Source organism: Leifsonia shinshuensis (genome assembly GCF_031456835.1).
In the GTDB taxonomy this organism is placed as follows: Bacteria; Actinomycetota; Actinomycetes; order Actinomycetales; family Microbacteriaceae; genus Leifsonia; species Leifsonia shinshuensis_C.
Genome location: NZ_JAVDVK010000001.1, coordinates 3,084,826 through 3,106,843, shown reverse-complemented (window position 1 = coordinate 3,106,843; position 22,018 = coordinate 3,084,826). Strand labels below are relative to the sequence as shown.

Below are 22,018 nucleotides of genomic sequence, written 5' to 3'. Positions count from 1 at the left end.
CCGGCCGCGGTCAGCACCCGACGGTGGCGATGAGACACAGAAGGGGACCCGGATCCCAGCACCACCGTTGTCCGGTGCGATTCCATCCTGGATCCCCGGGAGGCGCGCTCGCAGGTTCTGCTCGTAGTGATCGCGACCTCCGCGGCACACATACGCCGAACGGCCGGCCCGTCATCTGACGGACCGGCCGGCCTGCGGTGAAAGCGATCGCGCTAGCAGGCGGTCAGCTTCTCGACGGCGGGCGAGAGCGCGGCCTCGCCGCCCAGGAGCGTGACGTGCGACACTCCGAGGGACGTGATCGAGGAGAGCACCCCCTGCGGCACGCATCCACCCGGCGAGAGCGACAGCGGTCCGTGGAAGGAGCCCGCCCATGCTCCGCCCGACAGGGCGTCCGGGAAGTTCGTACCGGTCGCCAGCAGCATCCGGTCCGCTCCGCTCTTGGAGAAGAAGGCCGCGTTGATCGCCTCCGACGTCCCGTAGCGGTCGCTTCCGGCGAGGCGGGTGGTCGTCGCCACCGTTCCCAGCCCGGACTGGATACCCGGGGAGACGACAGCGGTGCCGCCAGCGATCCAGATGTTCTTGACGCCCAGACCCTTGGACCCGAGCAGCGCCCGGGTGTCGGTGTCGATGTCCGAAGCGCCGCCGTTGACGAGCACGACCGGTCCGCGTGCACCGATGGCGGCACCCGCCGAAAGGGCGTCCGGGAAGTTCAGTCCGGTGGCGACGACGGCATCGGAAGCCCCCTGCGAGCCGAACCCGAACTGGGCGATGGCGCGGGAGGTGGCGAACCGGTCCGCACCGCCGACCCTCACCGTGTCCGGCACAATGGCCGCGAGCGAGGCCAGCACCGAGTCGGACACCACGGCGTTCCCGCCCACGACGACGACCCGCTTAGCACCGAGGCGCCGGATCTCGTCCGCGACTCCGCCGGGCAGCGCGCCCGGAGCGGTGAGGAGGACGGGGCCTCCCAGTTTGGCGGCGGCCGGACCTGCCGACAGGGCATCGGCGAAGGAGTTCCCGCTGGCGACGAAGACCACCTTGGCGGAGTCGTCTGCGAACGCCTCCCGCGAGACCTGGACGGAGGTGTCGTACCGGTCGGCCCCCGAGACGCGGTCGACCACGAGCTCGCCCGTGCTGACGGTCAACTTCTGGGCTGCGGTCGTCACGGCGCCGACGGCGTTGGTCGCCGTGACGGTGTAGCTGTACTCGCCGACGGTCTTGGGCTTACCCGAGACCATCCCAGTGGCGGTGTCGATGCTCAGGCCCTCGGGCAGACCGGCGGCCGAGTAGGTCGGCGCCGGGGAACCGGTCGCCGGGAACGAGGCGCTGTAGTCGGATCCGACCCGCGCCTCCTGCGGGGAGGTGATCGTGCCGAACACCGGCGCGCTGCCCACTGTGAGGTCGACGTGCTGCGTCGCCGTTCCAGATGCATTCCGGGCGGTCACGGTGAACGAATGCGTGCCCGGCGCGCTCGGGGTGCCCGCGAGCGTCCCCGTGGTCGCGTCGAACTGCAGGCCGGGGACCGCGCTGTCGCTGCTGATCGACAGCACCGGCGCCGGCACGCCGCTCGCATGGAAGGCGAATCGGAAGGACTGGCCGAGCGGGGCGCCGGTGGGAGCCTCGCTTGTGAAGGCGGGCGCACTAGGCGCGACCGCGACCCCTAGCGGGACAAGGCCATCGAACGGGGTAACACGCTGGGATCCGTCCTTCGCGACGATGCGGATGGCCCCGGCACCGGTGTTCGCGACGTAAAGGCTGCCGTCCTCGCCCACGGCGACGCCGCTCGGCATCGACCAGGCACCGGAGATCGGCGTCTTCGTGTTGCCAGGACCGATCTTGAGAACCTGCGACGGCGTGCCGGGGACCGTGGTGTAGAAGTTGCCAGATGCGTCGATCGCCAGACCCTTCGCTCCCGCCGCGGATGCCACCGGCTGCTCCTGCCCCGTCGTGAGATCGACGTGGACGATCGAACCGGTCTGCGCGCGGTAGCCGAACAGGTCGCCGTCCGCGCCGACCGCGAGGTCGTTGAGGGGACCGGTGACGGGGAACTCGACGGTGCCCTGAGCCCCCACGCGCACGATGCGCTGATTGGCGGAGTCGTAGACCGAAACGGTGCCCTGCCCATCGACCGCGAGCGCACCGGGAACGGTACCGCTGGGGAGCGGGACGACATGCGGGTCGAGGGACGCATCAATGCGGTACAACGTGTGTGCCCCGGTGTCGGAGACGTAGATGTCGCCATCGTTGCCGATTGCAGCGCTGGTCGGATCGACCCACTGATCGAAGCGGACGTCCGTCGGCTCCGTGTCGCCATGGCCGACGATCACACGCTTCAGCGCGGCGTCCGAACCGCTGTGACCGAAGGCCACATACGTGGGCGCCGGCGCCGGTTCGGTCGCGGCGCCCGCCGGAACCGAGCCGACGGCGACGATGCCGGACGCGGCGAGAAGAGAGGTAACGCCGAGCGCGAGAGCGCGACGCCGGCGCCGACGCGGCGCTGCAATGGCGTCCGGACGGTTCGATCCGATCCGGTCCGTCGGAGGTGGTGTGCACGTGGTCATGATGGGTCGTCCTTCTGTGATGTCTACGGTGACCCGCGGGAACGGGTGGGACAACCGTAAGAAGGGACGATCAGGTGGCGCGCGTTGTGTTCATAGTGCTCGCAGTCAGCGAGCGGGATAGGTGAGGCCGATGCGCTCGCGTATCAGGTCCACGGTGCCCATGATGGCGACGCTCTCATCCAGAGGGAGAACCGGGTCGCCCGCCTGCCCATTCGCGATGACGCTCTCGATCGCACGTGCCTGGAACTGCATTCCTCGACCCTCGATCACTGACCGGTACTCCTCGATCACCGTCCCACCCGCATCCACCAGACGGAAGCCCGTCGGTGCGAAGAACGGAGCGTCCAGCTCGATGCGTGCCTCTGTGCCGACGACCACGGCGTTGTTTAGATTCGCAGCGTCCAGTTCGCACGTCAGAGCGGCCGTCGCCCCTGTCTCGTAGGTGAGGAGCATTGACGTCTGGCGGTCGACCCCTGTCGACGTCAGATGTGCCACAGCTTCCACGCCGATCGGCGCGCCCAGCAGGTCCCACGCGAAGGAGACGGGATAGATGCCGGAGTCCAGGAGTGCGCCGCCGCCCAGGCGTGCGTCGTACATCCGGTCCGTCGGCGGCGCCACGACGCGTCGGCCGTGGTGCGCGACGACCGTACGCAGTTCCCCCAGGGCGCCGGCAGCCACGAGCTCACGGATGCGGTTCATGTGCGGCAACCACCGCGTCCACATGGCCTCCATCGCCACAAGACCCGCCGAGCGGGACGCTGCGGCGAGCCGACCAGCCTCGTCCGCGTCCATCGTGAACGGCTTCTCCACAAGCACGTGCTTCCCAGCGGAGAGCGCCAGAAGCGCGTTCGGGAGGTGCAGCACATGGGGAGTGGCGACGTACACGATGTCGACAGCGGGATTCCCGACCAGCTCCTCGTAGCTGCCATGCGACTGTGGGATCTCGTGTTTCTCCGCGAACGCGGCCGCCACTTCCGGCCGGCGGGAGCCGACGGCGGCCACGACGTGACCATCCCTCTGCAAATCGCCGACCATCAAACTCGCGATGACGCCGGTTCCCAGGATCCCCCAACGCAGTCCGTCCGACCGGATCATCTCACCGACCCCCGAATCGTTCGACGAGAACGTCGAAGACCGCATCGGTCCCCGCGTCGACGATCTGCCGTTCGGGATGCGCGTTGTACCAGGCGACGATCTCCCGCGCACCCTCGTCGAAGGTCTGCGCTGGGCCCAGCCCTGAAACGAGTGCCTTCAGCTTGGAGTTGTCGAAAACCATCGCATGGGCTTTGTCCCCGACGAGGGTCGCCGACCAATCGGGCCGTATAGCGCCCAGCGTTTCGGACGGGACATGGACCAGGCGCGGCTCCACACCTGCCGCCTCGGCGAGCCACGTGTAGATCTGGTCCCAGGTGGGCGCGTGGTCGCCGGTGATGTGAAATACGTCTCCGATCGCGGCTGGGTGGCGGAGCAGGCCAGAGAATGCGGTCGCGAAATCCCTCGCGTGCGTGATCGTCCAGGGTGTGGTGCCGTCGCCGTGGACGATCACCGGCTTGCCGGCGCGCATGCGCGCGATGTCGGTCCAGCGGCCGAGGGTCGGGATGGACGTCTGGTCGTAGGTGTGCGACGGCCGGACGATGGTCGCGGGAAACGACCGCTCACGGAACGCGGCGACGAGGACGTCCTCGCACGCGATCTTCGCGCGGGCATAGGCGGAGTGGGGGTTGCGCAGCGGGGCGGACTCGGTGACCGGCAGACGCGCGGGAGGCTTGAGATAGGTGGACGCCGAGCTGATGAAGACATACTGGGCGACGCAGCCGTCCAGCAGATCAATCCGCGAGCGAACGTCCTCCGGGTCGAACGCGAGGAAGTCGACCACGATGTCAAAGCCACCTGACTCGGTGAGTAGACGGGAGCGCTCGGGATCCCGGATGTCACCGACCAGCGACCGCACTCCGTCCGGGATCTCGTGATCATCGCGCACGCCACGCGTGAGAACCGTGACTTCGTGACCAGCCCGGTTCGCCGCGCTAACGCAGTGCGAACTGATGACGCCAGTGCCGCCGATGAACAGAACCCTCTGGTGACGCATGTAACGATCCTTCCACAGAACGCATATTCCATGCATCCCTCGCATTTAACTTGCATACGGGGATAAAATGCCCGCATGTCGCCTGCAGCCCGTCGGCCCACGATCCGCGATGTCGCTGCGCTCGCTGGCGTGTCGGCGCAGACGGTCTCTCGAGTGGTCAACGGTTCGCGCGCGGTGAGCCCGAGCACGCGCGATCGCGTACTCACAGCCATCCGGGAGCTCGGGTATCAACCGGACTCGACTGCGCGAGCACTGCGCAATGGGCTCGACCCCGACCTATCCACCCTCTTGGCGGAAGCGGAACGCCGAGGCGACCTGCGCTTGTTTGTCCCAGCGGTCGAAGCGGCGCGCCGGATGCGGTGATCAGCGCTCACGCCTCCAGTGGCCCACGGTCGGGATGGGCGAGGAAGCGTGCCCGGGATGGGAGGGCGCCGTTGAGCGCCAGCACCACCAGCTCGTTCCGCCCGGCTCTCGTCGCTGGCTCCGGCGCATACAGGGACTGCTGCGGACCCCGCGACCAGAAGCGACCGAGCGGCCACCCGTTGAGCCATGCCATGCCCTTGCCGAGCCCGGCCGTCGACAGGTGGAGGTCGGCGACCTCCTCAAGCTCGAACACCGCGCGCGCGACCACCGGACCGACCACCGAGGGACGATCACCACCGCCACGCTCGAGATACTGACCAGGATGCTGCGTGTCCACCCGCAGCACTTCCCACCCGCGCACTTCGGCGCCGTTCAGCGTCACCGGACCGATAAGTCCTTTCGCCTCACCGATCCGCGGACCGTAGTTCACCCTCCCCTGATCCTCCACGAGGATCTCCAGTACACCTTCACCATCTGGCACATCGACGGCGCGGTCGTTGTGCTCGCGCTCGAGTACGGCGATACTGCGACCGTCGAGCAGCACGTGGGCACGGTCGCGGATTTCGCCGAATCTCAGCACTCCTCCTCGAACGTTCGTGCGGTACAGCACAAGTCCCCGGTAGGCGCCAAGCTCATCCATCGTCGGCGCTGTATCGAAACACTCCCCGGCGTCCCCGGCCAGCACGGATAGGAGCCGCGCCGCGGTATCGAACGCGACCTCGAACTCGGGCGAGGCCGCCGGGTCGCGACGCATCAGCGGCGGCACCTCGGTATACCGGGAAAGCACCCGGCGGAAGGCGTCGTACTTCTGAGTACGCACGCCGTTCTCGCTGAGCGGGGCGTCGTAATCGTAGGAGGTGGTCGTCGGCTCGTAGTACCCCTTGTGGTTCGCACCGTTCGTGAGACCGAAGTTGGTGCCTCCGTGGAACATGTAGATGTTCACCGAGGCTCCGGTCGACAGGATCTCGTCGAGCTGCCTCGCCGCCTCCTCCGGATCGGTCGTGTTGTGCCGGCCACCCCAGTGGTCGAACCAGCCGTCCCAGAACTCGGCGCACATCAACGGACCATCCGGCTGGTGGCGCCGCAGACGGGCGAGCCTGTCCCTGCCATTCGACCCGAAGGATGCGGTTTTATGCAGTCCAGGAAGGCTGCCATCCGCGAGCATCTGATCGGTCGGCTGGTCGATCGTGGTGAGCGGGACGGTGATGCCCGCGGCACGCATCCAGTCAGCGAGGGTGGACAGGTACCCCTTGTCCGACCCGTAGGCGCCGTATTCGTTTTCGACCTGCATCAGGATGATCGGTCCGCCCGAGTCCACCTGCAGCGGCGCAAGCAGCGGCAGAACGTGCGCGAAGTACTCCCCCACCGCGTCGAGGTAGGCCGGGTCGGATCGACGGATGTGCTCTCCGCAGTCGCGCGTGAGCCAGCCCGGCAGACCGCCGTTGTCCCACTCGGCGCAGATGAACGGGCCGGGCCGCACGATGGCGTGCATCCCGGCGTCCTGTACGAGCCGGAGGAAGCCAACCAGGTCGAGCCGGCCGTCGGTGTCGAATCGACCGCGCTCGGGGGCGTGCTCGTTCCACGCGACGTAGGTCTCGATGGTGTTCAGTCCCATTTCGCGCGCAGCGACGATCCGGTCCTCCCACTGGCCGGGGTGGACGCGGAAGTAGTGGATGGCCCCGGAGAGAATGCGGAAAGGAGAGCCGTCGAGGAGGAAGTCGCTTTCTCCGATGGTGAAGGTCGTCATACTGTCCGATCTACAAATCATTTGTCCTTTGGGCCATGTTAGCCGTTGGCAGATGCTATTCTTTTTCCACGGCTTAAGTCGAAGGAGTATGAGCGGGATGCAGCAACACACCGTCGTGTCGGATGTGACAGTCATCGGCGGTGGTCTTGCCGGCGTGGCGGCGGCGATCCGGGCCGCTCGCTCCGGCGCCACTGTCGCCCTCATCAACAATCGGCCGGTACTCGGCGGAAACTCCAGCTCCGAGATCCGGGTATGGGTCTGCGGTGCCACCGCCCACGGCGCACAGAAGTTCGCGAGGGAGACCGGTGTGATGGGCGAGCTGTTCCTCGAGAACCAGTACCGGAACCCGGAAGGCAACCCGTTCTACTGGGACCAGGTCGTGCTGGACGCGGTCCGGGCGGAGCCGCTGATCTCTCTTTACCTCAACACCGACGTGACCGAGGTCCACGCCGAGGGGCCCGACGACGAGAGGATCATCCGATCGGTGACCGGGTGGCAGCAGGGGTCCGAGAAGCGCATCGTGTTCTCCGGCCCGGTCTTCGTCGACGCGAGCGGCGACGGACTGGTCGGCCACCTCGCGGGAGCCTGGTACGCGTCCGGACGCGAGGCCGCATCGGTCTACGGCGAGGAGTGGGCGCCCGAGGTTCCTGACGACAACATGCTCGGGAGCACGCTCTTCTTCTACACCAAGGATGTGGGCGAGCCTGTCAGATTCGTGCCGCCCTCGATCACCAAGGACATCGCCGCGACGAGCATCCTCGCCCACCGCCGGATCGACACCCGGGCCAACGGATGCGACTACTGGTGGATCGAATGGGGCGGTGAGCTGGATGCCGTCCACGACAACGAAGCGATTAGGGACGAGCTGTGGGGCGTCGTCTACGGCATCTGGGATCACATCAAGAACTCGGGCCTCTACGACGCCGATACGCTGACGCTGGAGTGGGTCGGCTCCGTACCGGGCAAACGCGAATACCGACGCTTCGTCGGCGACTACGTGCTCACGCAGAACGACATCATGGAGCAGACCCGATTCCCGGACACGATCGGCTTCGGTGGCTGGTCCATCGACCTGCACCCGCCGGGAGGCATGTACTCGACAGACGAGGGCTCGAAGCACCTCTTCACCTCCGGCGTCTACCACATCCCCTTCCGCTCGCTCTACTCGCGCAACGTCACGAACATGCTCATGGCGGGACGCGACATCTCCGCCAGCCACGTCGCCTTCGGCACCACCCGGGTCATGGCGACCTGCGCGGTCACCGGGGAGGCGGCCGGCGCAGGCGCCGCCCTCGCGGCCCGCTACGGCGAGCCGCCTCGCACCATCGGTAGCGAAAGGCTGACGGAGTTGCACGAGTTGCTGCTTCGCGGAGACGCCTCGATGCTCGGCGTGCCGTGGGAGGCGGCCGACGACCTCGCACTGACGGGGGAGGTCAGTGCCTCATCGACCCTCACGGAGCTCGCCGTCGCGGTCGAGGAAGATGCCGTGTCCTACCCGCTGGACGAGCACGACTTCGGGCTGCACCTTCCAGTCGATCCGCGTCTAGACCGGATACGGATTCTGATCGAGGCCGAGGGTTCGACCAGCGTCACCGTGGAGTTGTGGAGTACCGCGGGCGGCGAGAATCACATCCCGGTGAGCTTCATCGACCGCCGCGAGGTGGAGGTACAGGGCGGCTTGAGCATGCTGGAAGCGGACTTCGGATACGAGCCGGCGGAGCCGGAGGATGTGGTGGTCCTGATCCGCCGTGCCGCCGGACTGTCGGTCGTGGTGAACCCCCGCCCAGCGCCCTACGGCACCCTCGGGCTGCTCAGCCGGACACCGGCTACCGACCTGCATCGGCCCCAGTCCAATGCATGGTCGGCCGCCGAGCTGCGACGGCAGTCAGTGGTGTTCGAGGCGACACCGTTCACCCGGGCTTACAGGCCGTCGAACGTGTCCGGCGGGTTCGCCCGGCCGTACCGCGGGCCGGCGCTCTGGTCGTCTGCGGAGATGGCGGGCGACCAGCCTGAGCACCTCGAGGTCCGCTGGAAGGAAGCCGTCAGCATCGGACGGGTCGAGTTGGTCTTCAACGACGACGTGGACGAAGACCTCGTCAACCTGCACCACCACCGCACGCCATTCCCTGTCATCCCCGAGCTCGTCCGCGATTACCGCGTCGACGTGGAGACCGCCGACGGATGGCGTACGGTCGTCAGCGTGACCGGTAACCGGGTGCGGCATCGCGCGCACGACGTGGCACTCGACGAGCGCATCTCGGCGCTGCGGGTCGTCGTGGAGGCCACGAACGGGTCGGCGTGGGCCACCGTCGTGGGAGTCCGCGTCTTCCGATGACGCGGTTCGGCAGCTCAGCCGGGCAGCATGAACGAAGCGCCGCGACGCTGAGCGACCAGCATCCACAGCACGCCGCCCACGAAGCCGTCGCTGGCGCGTCCCGCGAAGTATTCGGTCCAGGTGCGCCCGCCGCCGGTTCCCGTGAAGAGGACGATGTCGGAGGCCGCGCCCACTGCCCCATCGGGGGCCCCTGTGATGGCGATGGTCGTCGCGCCGTGCGCGGCGGCCTCAGCCAGGAATGCTTGCGCGATCTCGCTGTCGCCGTTGCGCGAGATCGCGATCGCAACCCCCTCCGGGCCGAGCAGGCTGGCGCCGACTCTCGCCCCGTACGCGCCGTCGTGCATCCACACGGGCACACCGAGGCGCATCAGGCGCATCTGGAGCTCGTCGGCGGGCGGATGGTCACCCCATTCTCCGAAGATCTCGACGCGGTCGGCCGACGCGATGAGGTCGGCAGCCCGAGCGATCCGCGCCAGGTCGACGTTGGCCAGGGCGCTGCGCAGCGCTCGGAACTGGTGCCCGGCGAGCACGTTCATGATCGTCTCCGGCGGATCATCGGGTGCCACGTCGGTTCCGATGTCGCTCGCCCAGCCCGCCTGCAGCTCACGGCCGCTTTCGCTCGCGATCGCGGCCCGGAATGCCGGAAACCCGGAGTATCCGAGCGAGGACGACAACCGCGTGACGGTCGCCGGCTGTGTTTCAGCGCGGGTGGCGAGCCACGTGATCGACTTCCGTCCGGCCTCGAGCGGATCGGCGAGGACGACCTCGGCGACACGAAGGCGCGCCCCCGTGAGCGTTGGCAGCGCATCACGGAGAAGCTGAAGCGGGCTGGGTTCAGCGGCGGTGGTCATTCGGGGCCTCTCTGCGTCGTGCGACTCTGCAAATAATTTACCGAATATAGACGAAGGAGTACGAATGCGTTTCTGGTACGGAGCGGATTACAACCCTGAACAGTGGCCCGAGGATGTGTGGGCTGAGGACATCCGCCTGATGCAGGAGGCGGGAGTCACGGTCGCGACGGTCGGCGTCTTCTCCTGGGCGCAACTCGAGCCCGAAGAGGGACGCTTCGAGTTCGGCTGGCTCGACCGGGTCTTCGAGCTGCTCCACCGTGCGGGCATCCGCGTCGACCTCGCCACCGCGACCGCCAGCCCTCCGCCGTGGTTGACCTCGGCGTACCCGGAGGTGCTTCTCACCGACGAGTGGGGCCATGTGCTGTCGCCGGGAAGCCGACAGCACTTCAACCCGAGCTCGTCCACGTATCGGCGACTGTCTCTCCGGCTGGTGCGTGCGCTTGCCGAGCGCTACGGACGACACCCGGCACTCATCACCTGGCACATCGGCAACGAGTTCGGCAATGACAACCCGCGCGACTTCGGCGACGAGTCGGCCGCGGCCTTCCGCCACTGGCTACAGCGGAAGTACGCAACCATTGACGAGCTCAATCGGCGCTGGGGAACCGAGTTCTGGTCGCAGCGCTATTCGGCCTTCGAGGAGATCCTTCCTCCGCGAGCCGCTCCGACGTTCCGGAACCCTGCCCAGCTGCTCGACTTCGACCGATTCGCATCGGACGTCCTCCTGGAGAATCACCGCGCCGAAGCCGAGGTTCTCCGGGCGCACAGCCCGGGCATCCCCATCACCACGAACTTCATGGGCATGTTCAAGCCGGCCGACTACTGGTCGTGGGCGGACGACGTCGACTTCGTAAGCGACGACGCCTATCCTGACCCGGCCGATCCCGGATCGTGGAAGGACGCCGCCCTACAGCGCGACCTGATGCGCTCGCTGAAGCCGGGCACTCCGTGGGTGCTGATGGAGCAGGCGACGGGCGCCGTGAACTGGCGGGCACTGAACGCCCCCAAGCGCCCCGATCAGATGCGCGCGCTCTCCTACCAGGCCATCGCGCGGGGCGCCGACGGAATCATGTTCTTCCAGTGGCGGCAGTCCCAGCGCGGTGGCGAGAAGTTCCACTCCGGCATGGTCCCTCACGCGGGAACGGATACGCGCATCTGGCGCGAGGTCGTCCAGCTAGGCGGTGAACTGAAGCGGCTGGAGCAGCTGGCAGGATCCTCGGTGGGGCGCCAGGCGGTCGCGATCGTTGCCGATTGGGACTCGTGGTGGAGCCTCGAGCAGGAGGCGACGCCGGCCCGGATCGACTACAAGGCGCGGGTGTCCGCATGGCATCATGCCCTGCTCGACCTCGGGGTGAACACGGACTTCGTGGGCCGCGACTCCGACCTGTCCCCGTATCGTGTGGTCATCGCTCCGGCGCTGTTCGTCGCCTCGCAGTCGACGCTCGAGGCGCTCGATCGGTACGTGCGCGCGGGCGGCACGCTCCTCGTCGCGGCACCGGCCGGGCTCACGGACGAGGACGCGGCGCTGAGCGACGGCGGCTTCCTCGGGAGCCTGGCCGGGACGCTCGGAATCCGGATCGAGGAGCTCGCACCGCACGGGCCGCACGACCCGGTATCGCTCAGCGGGGCCGTCGAGGCGACAACCCTCGCGTGGTCCGAGGTCGTGCACGCGCGGGGAGCGGATGTCATCGCGGTGTTCGAGGGCGGCATCGTCGACGGCGGCCCCGCCCTCACGCGTCGCGCAGTGGACGGCGGCGTCGGCTGGTACCTGGCCGCCGATCCCGACGTCGCCGGCATGCGCGACGTCCTCCGACTCGTGCTCGAAGACTCCGGGATCGCTCCCGCGACGCTACCCGCCAGCGTGGAGCTGGTGCGCCGAGCCGATGCGACGTTCGTGATCAACCACGGCAGCACACCAGTCACCGTGGACGTCGCGGGAACCGACCTTCTCTCGGGGCAGCGCCTGGAGTCGCCGACGCTGGAACCGTTCGGCGTCGTCATCGTCACAGGCGACTGATCCGGGAACGACGAAACGGCCGGCGATCCTTCGATCGCCGGCCGTCTCGCGTACGGGTGATGGTTACTTCACCGAGAAGCCCTGCTGGGTGCCGTAGTCCTTGAGCTTGCTGCCCCAGGCCTCCAGTCCCTTCGCGAGCGTCGTCTTGCCGGTGTAGGCCTGGCCGACGGTGTCACCGTAGATGGTGTTGGCGTACGCCTGGTACGGGAGGTACTGCCAGCCGGAGACGGCGGCCTCGGCCGACTGGGCGAAGATCTTGTTGATCTGCTGTCCGCCGAAGTACTCGTTCTTCGCGTCGAGGAACGAGTCCGACTTCAGGTCGGCCACCGTGGCCGGGAACTGTCCCGCCTGGATGGACAGCGGCACACCGTCGCCGGTCTCCATGAACTTCAAGAACGCGGAAGCCACGAGCTGGTGCTGCTTGGGGCTCTGCTTGAGCATCGCGTACCCGCCGCCGCCGTTCATGGCGCTTGCCTTGTCGCCCGCCGCGTAGGTGGGGAGCGGTGCCACCCGCCACTGACCTGCGCCGGTGGGAACGCCCGACTTCAGGCTGCCCGCCATCCATGCACCGCTCGCGAGCGACGCGATCTTGCCGTTGGCGAGCCCCTGGTACCACTCGTTGCTGAACCCGGAGACCGGCATCAGAAGCTTGTCGTCGATGAGGGGCTGGTAGAAGTCGGTGAATTTCTTCGTCGAGTCGGCGCCGAGGTCCACGGTCACATCCGAGGTGCCGGAGGTCTTGAAGGGCTTCGCTCCGGACTGCCACAGCATGCTGGTCGTGAAGCCGGCGTCGCCCGCGTCCGCGGCGAGGTAGACGCTCGGGTCGGCCGCGTGGATCTTCTTGGCGGCGGCAGCATACTCGTCCCACGTCTTCGGGACGTCGATGCCGAACTTGTCGAAGACAGCCTTGTTGTAGAAGAGCGCCATCGGGCCGGCGTTGTGCGGCAGCTCGTAGAGCCCGCCGTTGACGTTGGTGGAATTCCAGATCGCCGGCGTGAACTTGTCCTTCAGGTCGCCCCAGCCGAAGGTCTTGTCCAGGTCGACGAGACTTCCCTCCAGCGCGAACTGCGGGAGCACCTGATACTCGACCGTCGCGAGGTCCGGAGCGCCCGATCCCGCCTTGATGGCGTTCTCGAGCTTGGTGTAATGGGCGGCTCCGGTTCCGACGTTGACGACGTTGATCGTGACGTTCGGGTATTTCTGCTCGAACGCCTTGACGATCCCGGTCAGCGTCGTGGCCCAGGTCCAGATGGTCAGCGTGGTCTTCTTCTTGAGGGCCGCCTGGATCTCGGACTGCGAGACGGCAGAAGAGGAGGGCTGCTCGGAGTTTCCGCCGGAGCAGCCTGCGAGGCCTGCGGTGACGGCGAGTCCGACGGCGGCAGTCACGGCGAGCTTCCTCGCTCCGGACCGCCAGCGGCTGTGGGTTGTCATTTCGAGTGGTGCCTTTCTGCGGTGAAGGGTGGGTGGGAGGGAAAGAAGGGTCAGGTCACGCCTTGACGCTTCCCGCGGCGAGGCCGGACTGCCAGAACCGCTGGAGGAAGAGGAAGGCGACGATGATCGGGACGATCGTCAGCAGCGAACCGGTGATGACCAGGTTGAAGACGGCGTCTCCGCCGGCGGTGTTCGCCTGCTCGCTCCATTGGTTCAGGCCGACGGTCAGCGGGTACCACCTCGGGTCGCTCAGCATGATCAAGGGGAGGAAGTAGTTGTTCCACGTGCCGACGATCTCCAGCAGGAGCACCGAGACGACGCCGGGCGCGAGCAGTCGGGACGAAATGGTGAAGAAGGTACGGAACTCACCGGCGCCGTCCATCCGTGCCGCCTCCAGCAACTCGTTGGGTACCGCCTCCTGGGTGTAGCTCCACGTCAGGAAGAGTCCGAACGGAGTGACCAGCGACGGGATGAACACCGCCCACGGCGTGTTCGTCAGCCCGAGCTGACTGAACAGCAGGAACGTCGGCACGGCCAGAGCGCTGCCGGGCACGGCGACCGCCGCGATGATCACGGCGAACGTCGCCCGCTTGCCGGGGAAGTCGAACTTCGCCAATCCGTATCCGGCCAACGTCGCCAGGAACGTCGAACCGCACGCCCCGACCACCGTGTAGAGGAGAGTGTTCAGCATCCAGCGCGCGAACATCCCGTCGTCGTAGGTGAAGACCTGGACGATGTTGTCCCACAGGGCGAACGGCCCGGCGAACCACAGGCCGAAGCTCGAGAACAGGGCGCCCTGGGTCTTCGTGGAGTTCACCAGTAACCAGAACAGAGGCAGCAGGCTGTAGACGAAAAGGATGGTCATGGCGGCCGTGAGCAGCCACGACTTCTTCGGGCGGAGCGAGCTCCGCCGGGCGGAGAACGCGCGCGGGGTGTCGGGATGCGCCGTATCGCGGCGCTCGGCGGTTGCGATCGCCATCGTCAGGCCTTCCTGCTCGCGACGCGCTGGATCACGTAGGCGACGACCATCGTGATGACCCCCATGACGATCGCCACGGTGGCCGAGGAGTTGAACTGCTGGCCGGCGAACGACAGGTTGTACGCGTACATGTTTGGGGTGAAGTGACTGCTGATCACGTTGGGCGCCAGCGACTTCAGGATGTTGGGCTCATTGAAGAGCTGGAATGCGGCGATCGTCGAGAACACCAGGGTGACTGCGACCGCCGGGCGGATTGCGGGGAGCTTGATCGACCCGATCACCCGCCACGCGCCGGCGCCGTCGAGGTCGGCGGCTTCGTACAACTCGGTCGGCACCACCCGCAGTGCGGAGTAGAAGACGAGCATGTTGTAGCCCATGGTGAGCCACACCATGATGTTGCCGATCGATGCGAGCACGAGGTTGCTGGACAACGGGTCCGGCAGCGTGATGCCGAGGAAGCGGTCGATGTTGCCCACGAGACCGAACTGCGTGCCGTACATGTAGCCCCACAGCAGGGCCGCCACGACGCCGGGGACGGCATACGGCAGGAAGATGGCGAGCCGGAACAGCCGGGGCGCGTGGAGCCGGGCCGAGTCGATGGCGAGCGCTGCCAGCAGCGCCAGGCCGAGCATCACGGGGACGAAGACGATCAGGTAGAGGCTCACCCGCAGGAGCGCATCCCAGAAGTCAGGGTTCGTCAGCTGCTGGAGGTAGTTGGTCAGCCCGACGAAGGTGTTGCCGCCGATGAGCCGGTGCTGGAACAGGCTCAGGTACACCGTGTAGACCAGCGGTGCGACCAGCACGAGGAGGAACGCGAGCATGAACGGGCCGACGAAGGCCCATCCCACCCAGGAGCGTCGTCGCCGGGTGCGCTGCTGTGCTCGCTGCGGGACGATCCGCGTCGACATCGTCGTCATGTGATTCCTTCTGGTCGTGCAGGGGCGGGAGACGCGCTCCCGCTCGTGACACGAGGGTGCCACGAGCGGGAGCGACTTGTCAAATTATTTTCATTATGCGCCGCGTATCGGCGTCTTTATGTCCACTAATTTGCTCATCGCAGCGCTATTGCGGCAGCACCGAGACGTTGTCGAGGTCTAGGTACCCGGTCGAGCCGTCTGCCTGCACTTTGATGGTGACGACGCCCGCCGAAGGGAGGGTGAAGGCGATGTCGGCACGGGTGAAGGTGGTCGCTGCAGCCGTCAGGTCCTTCGTCGGCGCGGACACCGAGGCGCCGCTCACGCTCGCGGTCGCGTGCGAGGCGGTGCCGCTCGACTTGTAGTCGAACGAGAAGTCGTAGCTGCCGGCAGGCAGCGTCAGCTGCTGCGACACGTATCCACTGAAGACACCCTTCCCGCCGGTCGTGACGTCGTCGATCACCATCTGCTGATTCGTGACCGTGCTCCCGGTCGCCTCGAGGTGCGCTGACCCGGACACGGTCCAGTTTGGGGTGTTGCCCGGGTGATTCGTCGTGGTGTTGCGCGTATCGGCGACGTTGCGCTGGTCGAACCGCCCGTTCGCGACGGCGTTCCAGGTCATCGTCCCCGCACCGGCATCAACGTAGACATCGGTGGCGCCGTGGAGTGTCGGAACGCCTGCGTCGAAGGTCAGCGGATACCAGGCCTTGCGCCCTGTGCCACTGGGGAACTGACTCTTCTTGGAGGCGTCCACCCACGGGTAGTACTGCGAGAAGCGATCGCCGTTGTAGAGGTAGGACGTGCCGGAGGAGCCGACGATCGGGACGATCGATTCGAACTGCGTGCCGAAGGAATCCACGGTCGAGGAAGGCGCATTGGTGACGGGCTTCCACGAACTGCTCCAGTGCACGAGGTCGGAGCTGGTCAGGTAGCTGGTCGGCGTGGCGTTGAAGCCCTCCATTCCCGAAGCGAACAAGTAGTAGGTCGCGCCGACCTTGACGATCCCCGGTGCCTCATGCCGATTCTGGCCGCCCAGGCTCACGTCATCGGGAATCGTCCACTGCGGATTCCCCACCGTGCGCCAGTCGCTGCTCAGGGGTGCGATGTTCAGATCGACATTGCGCGTCAGATGACTGTCGCCGACATAGACGAGATAGGCGTTGCCGCCTTCGACGAAGACGGAACGATCACCGCTGGTGTAGTCGTCGTCCGGTGACCCATCGCCATGGTGCACATACTGCTTGCCGAGGTACTCATATGTCCCGTCGATGGTGTCGCTCTCGAACACAGCCTGACCGGTCCCGAGGTCGACGACCGTACCATCAGCCTTCGTCACCTTCTTGTCGCCGTTGACCTCCACCCAGATGATCCACTTGCCCTGTGGACTGTGGATGAGCTGCGGCCGGCCGAGCCACGAGCTCCCGTCACTGGTGACCAGGCTGGTCACCCGAAGATCATCCGGGTCGGCGCCGGCGGCGAGCGTCACGTTGAGTTGCGACGGATCGTCGGACTGGGTGACCAGATGCTTACGGAAGGTCCACGTCTGCAGGTCACCCGAGCTGTAGAGGTTGATGGACTTCGCCACCTGCTGGCCCGAGTAGCGCGAGTTCATCTCCGCTCCCACCCAGTACCAGAGCCCGTCATCCGGATTCTTGAAGACGTTCCCGCCCTGCGCGCGGATCTCGTTACCGGACGTATCGCGCCATACCGTGTCGTTAGAGATGTGCGGGCCGGCCGGTACGGTAGCCGACGCCGGTGCCGAGACGAGAGCGATCGTTGTGACGGCGGCGGACACAATACCGAGAACCGCAAGATGTCTGCGTGGTGACTTCACCTGAACTCCTTCGTTCGGTTTGCAAATAATTAACGGCGACGGTACTCCCGATGGAATTTATCCGTCAATCATTTGTCGCAACGTCTGCACCCGCGTCGCGCCACGCCTCGGCCGCTACGGCCGCATCGCTGGTCAAGCCGGCACCGACCACCATTCCGATCGCTATGGCGAGCAACGAGACGACGAACTCGCCGAGGACGACAGCCCCATGCCCTCCCCTCTCCGCTGCCGTCCCCAGGCCGACGAAGCCCAGGGCACCGGGAACCAGCAGCCAGTACGCGCACGTCAGCATGACGCTTGATGGGGGCGCCGAGCGCATTCGCCGGAAGAGGGACACCGCGAAGATGACGACGATGGCACCGACGAAACCAGAGAACTCGGCCCCCACGAGTGCACCGGAGAGTTGTTGCGCGCCGTAGGCGATGACGAGAGCGGCCAGGATCCAGACGAACGATTTTCGGGGTGCGACGGAGAACAGGAGGTATCCCGCCGCTGTGAGGGGGATGCCGACCCACGCCGCCCACCTGCCCAGTTGCGGCGAACTATGGATGATCGGGTGTGCGCCGGTCATCGTCAACGCGGCATACACGCCGAAGGCGAGGAGCCCGAGCTGGGCTGCGCCGTAGACGAGACGGCTGGCGCCTGCGACGACCTGCGCGCTGGTGAGTTCCACCGCGGCGAGCGTCATCGTTAGACCCGGGATGAAGCTGACCAACGCCGGGGCGACCAGTCGAACAGGGTCTTCGTCGATCATCGGCGCGACCAGCCCTCCGGCGACGGCGGTCATCCCGAACGCCGTCACCGTCGGCAGCAGCAGTGCGAGGGTGCGGACTCGCGATCCGAACTCGACGATCACGCCTACCAGGAGTCCGAAAATCAGATAGACCGGTATCGCCGCGGCGACCGGATCGAGCACCATCCCGAAACCGAGGCTGAGAAGCGTGTGGCCCGCGATGCGGACGGCGGAACCGAAGCGCGGTCGGGAGGCGCGGATCCGGCTCAGCTCGGCGAGGACATCCACAGGGGCCGGTCGAGTCTCGATCGCTCGGGTGATGAGCTGCTCTACAGCTCCGGTCTGATCGAGGCGCAATGGGCGCCCGGTCGACGCGTGAAGCGTCGTCCGCTCTGGAGCGCTCCCCGCGTCCTCGACCAGCACGAGAGTCGGAAGCACATAGGAACGGATGTCCTCACGTCCGTAGCTTGCGGCGACGTCATGCAGTATGCGCTCCACGGCGCTGGTCGCTCGGGCCGACTGGAGCAGCGCGGCCCCCAACCCGCCCAGCATCTCAGTCAGCGAGGCGACTGTCACACGGGCCGTGGTAGGGGCGGGCACAGCGAGGGCTCCGGCCACGGACCGCACGCGCCTGATCATGTTCATCGCCATACCCGTGCCCGCGGCGACCGTTCTCGGTGCGACGGCTTCATCGACCCGCAGTGCGTACGTCTCGAAGTGGGAGCAGTGCCGCTTGACCGATACGCCGGCCCGGCGCGTCGACGACGTTCCAGATCGTGGCGTCCTCGATCCAGAAAGTGCTTCCGTCCTTGCGGACTCGTCGCCCGCTGTACCCCTCGACGAACCCGAGCCGGCTCAGTCGAGAGAACAGTCCTGCACGAGCATCGCGGTCCGCTCCCGGGGCGGCCGAATATCGCGAAGGCATCCCGATCATCTCGTCCGGGGCATACCCGAAGGCGGCTGCAGCGGCTGCGTTCGCGAAGACGAAATGCGGATCGTCAGCGGCGTCGTGAGCCAGAAGACCGATATCGGCGCCCATGAGACGGCTGCCCAGATGCTGCTCCTGCTGCAGCCCGACGGGGAAGGGCCGACCGACGCTCGCCTCATACGACGCGACGAGGTCGCACAGAAACTTCTCTTCAGCGGCGGTACACATAGGACCCTCTTCCAGACGCGATTTCACCTCACCGAGTGTCACGCGACGGTGCCGCGACGCGACTGTCCGTTTCTCCTAGTCGCGTTGTTCGGTCAGCAAATTACTTGCATATATTCCGTTTGCTGCCATACATTCTGCAAATAACGTTCACGCCCGGACGTCCCTCGATGAAGAAGGAAACCTATGGGTCACTCGAAACGACGAGCTCGGATCGTCACGTCGGCGCTCACTGTCACTGCTCTGGCATTCGCCGCTTGGGGGGCGACAGCGCCCGCTCAGGCTGCGGACCTCTCCCCCACGATCGCGAACGACACGGTCTGGATGGACAGCGCGGGAAACCCGATCCACGCGCAGGGCGGAAACGTCCAGCTCTACGAGGGCACTTACTACTGGGTTGGAGCCGACCTGGCCAACCCGAAGTCCATCAATCTCTACTCTTCGACGGATCTCACGACCTGGACCCTGGACAAGGCCCTCCTCACTCAGGCGACCGGGATCCCCGGCGACACGCTCGGCGACCTGACACCCGGCAACTGGCTCGGCCGCCCTCAGTTGACGCACAACCCGACGACCGGGAACTGGGTGCTCGACTTCGAAGTTCCCCGTACCAACTCAGCGGGGACGCAGCGCAACGCCATCGCCTTCGCGACCAGCCCTACGATCGACGGCACCTACAGCTACCTCGGTTCCATCCTTGTCAACGGCAACACGGTAGGCGACCACTCCGTGTTCGTCGATGGGCCCGATGCCTACCTCGTCTATGTCGGTGACAACGGCACCAGCATCAACGCCACCCAGAGCATCGCTAAACTGAACTCCTCGTGGACCGGTGTGGCGTCGATCACGTTCAACGAGAGCAACTACGACCACCACGAAGCACCCGCCATCATCAAGGTCGGCTCGACCTACCACTGGTTCGCCTCCGGCATGTACTGGTGGGCGGCCACGGCGACCGCCCACCGCAGCAGCACGAGCCTCGCATCCTGGGGCGCCTGGACACCGGTTGCCACCGTGCCCGCGTCATCCAACTCATTCGGAACCCAGTTCGAACAGATCATCCCGATCGTCGGATCCACAGGAACCTCGTACCTTTACAACGGCGACCGGTACTCGCAGTTCTACTCGGGAAACGACAAGGCGCCTGGAGGAATCGGACGGAACGCCTGGTACCCGCTCATGTTCTCCGGGAACACCCCCACTCTTGTCGGAGCAACGGATGTGAGAGTTGACGCCGCGGCCGGCACTTTGGACTACAACTACGTCGCCAACGGACGCTTCGACCAGGACATCGCGGGCAACACCATTCCGCAATGGTCGACCACCGGCTACGCGACCGGAGTCTCCAAGGTGCAGAACACCGCATCGAGCACGACGAACCGTCAGCTCACTCAGTCGGCGTCCGGCGGTTACAGCGCGTGGGCATCTCAACAGATCACCCTGCCGGCCGGAACGTACACATTCAAGGCCGATACTAAAAGCAGCGGCGGAGAGACCAGCGCGTACCTGGTGGTGAAGAACTACGGCGGCAGCGAGATCCATCTCGACCTTGCCGCCGCTCAAAGCTCGTGGCAGACGAAGACGACGACCTTCACGGTACCGACAGCGACGGTCATCACTATCGGAGTCTGGTCGTCGGGAACCGGCGGGCAGTGGCTGAACGTCGACAACGTCTCGATCTGGCGCAACTAGATGGCGTGAAGCCCGCAATCCGACATCGTCCCGAATTGGGAGTCAAGTTGAGATGCGGTTTGAGAAGTCTGACTTTTCGTCCGCTAGCGAGAAGCAGGGGAACCTCGAGCTTCCGCGGATCTGATAGCAAGGCGCGACTCGAACCCGGGACGCCACGGTGCGATACGACTCAGCGTGGGCCACCCGCTGCGTCGGGCCGCGTCGCAGACCCGTACCGTCACGTCACCGACGAGTAGCGGAGTAAGCCCACGAACACCTCTCAAGCGTTGCACGGTCACCGAACCGCCTCTTACCGGGCTGCGTCTCGAACCGCCGTCCGAAGCCGCTCTTCCCATCGCCTTTCAAACTCGAGCTAGATTCAACGGTCGCCCTGAGGGGCTGAGGGGCTAGCTGGCCGGTTTGATCGTCGCTGTCACGGTCGCGAAGTCGTACCCGCCTAGCGGATGCGGAGTGATGCTGGAGTCGATCGCGAGGTCGGTTGCAGGCGTCCCGTCTCGTTGGACGACATTCGTACCCGTGGTGGTGTTCTTGTCGGAGTTATTGTCCGCCTGGGCTGCGAACATGGCCGTGTCACCCGAACCTGTCGCGTACTCGACGTACATCGAGAGCGTAGAAAATTCGTCGTGGGAGTACCCGGTGATAATTTCACAACTTCCCGCGGGCAGCGTCGTTTGCGGTCGCTGATTCCAGTGGTCGAGTTCACCGCTTAGCCCGTAACTGTTCAAGGTCAGCGGCTGGCCGGTTTGGTTATTGATGACCAACTGGATATTCACGACGCCGGCAGTGTAGGTGGTCGGGTTGCACGAACCTGCTTGGGCGTATACGGGGCTATCAATGTCGTCCCCCGTTCCGGCCGGCAGCTGAAGCGAGCATCCCGCAAACGCCGCTGCGGACGCTAGAGCGAAAAGTCCCAGCACGGCATGCTGTGTCCTTTTCCACACACCCATAAAATCCTCCAAGAAGCTGACCGTGAAAGAGATCACGTTTCGGAAAGTCACGTTAGTCAGGCGGCTGCCTGCGCCGGCTATGCAAACTGTCTAGTCATCGGATCTGACGAGCTTGAACGCCGACAAAGACCGTAAGTTCGCAGATCAGAGCGTGCACGTGTCCCACAGGTTAGAGGCGGATTGCAGACGTTTAGACCGTGTCGAGCCGTCTGCTCACGGGTGTCAAACCTTGATCTCTTCTGAACGGCTCCCCCAGGCACTGGAACGCCCAGCGGTAAACGACCGTGCCCGCCGGAGGCTGCGAGACTGTCACGGACTACAGCCACAACATGTTCGCCGAGCTATCGATGTAGGTCGAGTACCGCCCGCATC

At 66.0% G+C, this 22,018-nt stretch carries 16 protein-coding genes; 4 read left to right on the top strand and 12 right to left on the bottom strand.

The genetic code is table 11. The features are described from left to right. Positions 1-212: 212 nt before the first annotated feature. The 3 genes from J2W45_RS15190 to J2W45_RS15180 form a co-directional block, all read right to left on the bottom strand. Entirely contained in the window at positions 213-2,561 is a 2,349-nt protein-coding gene (locus J2W45_RS15190) for a cell wall-binding repeat-containing protein (protein ID WP_310133454.1), read from the bottom strand. 105 nt (positions 2,562-2,666) lie between these two features. Further along, positions 2,667-3,656, bottom strand: a complete 990-nt coding sequence (locus J2W45_RS15185) for a Gfo/Idh/MocA family protein (protein ID WP_310133451.1) — start codon at positions 3,654-3,656, stop codon at positions 2,667-2,669. 1 nt (position 3,657) lies between these two features. Next, entirely contained in the window at positions 3,658-4,650 is a 993-nt protein-coding gene (locus J2W45_RS15180; protein WP_310133450.1) for an NAD-dependent epimerase/dehydratase family protein, read from the bottom strand. Positions 4,651-4,725: 75 nt separating this feature from the next. On the opposite strand from J2W45_RS15180, the gene J2W45_RS15175 reads away from it, so the two are divergent. Next, positions 4,726-5,013 (top strand): LacI family DNA-binding transcriptional regulator, encoded by a 288-nt coding sequence (locus tag J2W45_RS15175; RefSeq protein ID WP_310133448.1) that lies wholly within the window; start codon positions 4,726-4,728, stop codon positions 5,011-5,013. A 7-nt stretch (positions 5,014-5,020) separates the two neighbouring features. Here J2W45_RS15175 and J2W45_RS15170 read toward each other — a convergent pair whose 3' ends face one another. After that, positions 5,021-6,760: a glycoside hydrolase family 35 protein gene (locus tag J2W45_RS15170; RefSeq protein ID WP_310133445.1), complete on the bottom strand. Its 1,740-nt coding sequence runs from the start codon at positions 6,758-6,760 to the stop codon at positions 5,021-5,023. Positions 6,761-6,857: 97 nt separating this feature from the next. Here J2W45_RS15170 and J2W45_RS15165 point away from each other — a divergent pair, with 97 nt between their 5' ends. Continuing rightward, positions 6,858-9,095, top strand: a complete 2,238-nt coding sequence (locus tag J2W45_RS15165; RefSeq protein ID WP_310133442.1) for an FAD-dependent oxidoreductase — start codon at positions 6,858-6,860, stop codon at positions 9,093-9,095. Between the two features lie 14 nt (positions 9,096-9,109). Here J2W45_RS15165 and J2W45_RS15160 read toward each other — a convergent pair whose 3' ends face one another. Further along, the gene (locus tag J2W45_RS15160; protein WP_310133440.1) at positions 9,110-9,946 is read right to left on the bottom strand and encodes a MurR/RpiR family transcriptional regulator; all 837 of its coding nucleotides are present in this window, start codon (positions 9,944-9,946) and stop codon (positions 9,110-9,112) included. 64 nt (positions 9,947-10,010) lie between these two features. On the opposite strand from J2W45_RS15160, the gene J2W45_RS15155 reads away from it, so the two are divergent. Further along, positions 10,011-11,963: a beta-galactosidase gene (locus tag J2W45_RS15155; RefSeq protein ID WP_310133438.1), complete on the top strand. Its 1,953-nt coding sequence runs from the start codon at positions 10,011-10,013 to the stop codon at positions 11,961-11,963. 63 nt (positions 11,964-12,026) lie between these two features. Here J2W45_RS15155 and J2W45_RS15150 read toward each other — a convergent pair whose 3' ends face one another. The 6 genes from J2W45_RS15150 to J2W45_RS15125 all read right to left on the bottom strand — a co-directional run bounded on the left by J2W45_RS15150 (position 12,027) and on the right by J2W45_RS15125 (position 19,037). Continuing rightward, a complete protein-coding gene (locus tag J2W45_RS15150) occupies positions 12,027-13,349 on the bottom strand; it encodes an ABC transporter substrate-binding protein (protein ID WP_310133436.1) in 1,323 nt (440 codons plus the stop codon). A gap of 100 nt (positions 13,350-13,449) precedes the next feature. Continuing rightward, the gene (locus J2W45_RS15145; protein WP_396427095.1) at positions 13,450-14,373 is read right to left on the bottom strand and encodes a carbohydrate ABC transporter permease; all 924 of its coding nucleotides are present in this window, start codon (positions 14,371-14,373) and stop codon (positions 13,450-13,452) included. A 2-nt stretch (positions 14,374-14,375) separates the two neighbouring features. Then, positions 14,376-15,290, bottom strand: a complete 915-nt coding sequence (locus tag J2W45_RS15140; protein ID WP_310133433.1) for a carbohydrate ABC transporter permease — start codon at positions 15,288-15,290, stop codon at positions 14,376-14,378. A 145-nt stretch (positions 15,291-15,435) separates the two neighbouring features. After that, the gene (locus tag J2W45_RS15135) at positions 15,436-17,121 is read right to left on the bottom strand and encodes a glycoside hydrolase family protein (RefSeq protein WP_310133430.1); all 1,686 of its coding nucleotides are present in this window, start codon (positions 17,119-17,121) and stop codon (positions 15,436-15,438) included. A 64-nt stretch (positions 17,122-17,185) separates the two neighbouring features. Then, on the bottom strand, positions 17,186-18,472 hold the full coding sequence (locus tag J2W45_RS15130; protein WP_310133428.1) for a threonine/serine exporter family protein: 1,287 nt from the start codon (positions 18,470-18,472) through the stop codon (positions 17,186-17,188). A gap of 70 nt (positions 18,473-18,542) precedes the next feature. After that, positions 18,543-19,037, bottom strand: coding sequence for an MEKHLA domain-containing protein (locus tag J2W45_RS15125; RefSeq protein ID WP_310133426.1), 495 nt, complete (start codon positions 19,035-19,037; stop codon positions 18,543-18,545). A 294-nt stretch (positions 19,038-19,331) separates the two neighbouring features. Here J2W45_RS15125 and J2W45_RS15120 point away from each other — a divergent pair, with 294 nt between their 5' ends. Next, the gene (locus J2W45_RS15120; protein ID WP_310133425.1) at positions 19,332-20,699 is read left to right on the top strand and encodes a family 43 glycosylhydrolase; all 1,368 of its coding nucleotides are present in this window, start codon (positions 19,332-19,334) and stop codon (positions 20,697-20,699) included. A 386-nt stretch (positions 20,700-21,085) separates the two neighbouring features. Here J2W45_RS15120 and J2W45_RS15115 read toward each other — a convergent pair whose 3' ends face one another. Beyond that, positions 21,086-21,682, bottom strand: a complete 597-nt coding sequence (locus J2W45_RS15115) for a hypothetical protein (protein ID WP_310133422.1) — start codon at positions 21,680-21,682, stop codon at positions 21,086-21,088. Positions 21,683-22,018 lie beyond the last annotated feature (336 nt).